Here is a 238-nt window from a genome sequence, read left to right on the forward strand (position 1 = left end):
GAACGAGGAACCGTTGCATACACGGGCAGATCCAACTCATTTTCGATTTGAGTGGAGTCTTTGATCCCTGAACGCATCATGTTGCGAACAAGTGCAATTAATACACCAATAAAACCACCTACAAATAATGATAAAATCAAAATGATTAATTTTTTAGGTTTGATTGGTCGTTCAGGTTCAACAGCTGTATCGATGATACGGACATTACCAATTTCCCCAGCATTTGCAATTTTGAGCT

1 protein-coding gene is annotated in these 238 nt (G+C 38.7%); it reads right to left on the reverse strand.

Annotated elements, in window-relative coordinates:
* Nucleotides 1–238: GNVR domain-containing protein (locus RRF55_RS27820; RefSeq protein WP_439419272.1), on the reverse strand; the 238-nt coding region annotated here is incomplete at both ends.

It is taken from the genome of Klebsiella sp. K47 (assembly GCF_051858335.1).
GTDB classification, from domain to species: domain Bacteria; phylum Pseudomonadota; class Gammaproteobacteria; order Enterobacterales; family Enterobacteriaceae; genus Klebsiella; species Klebsiella pneumoniae.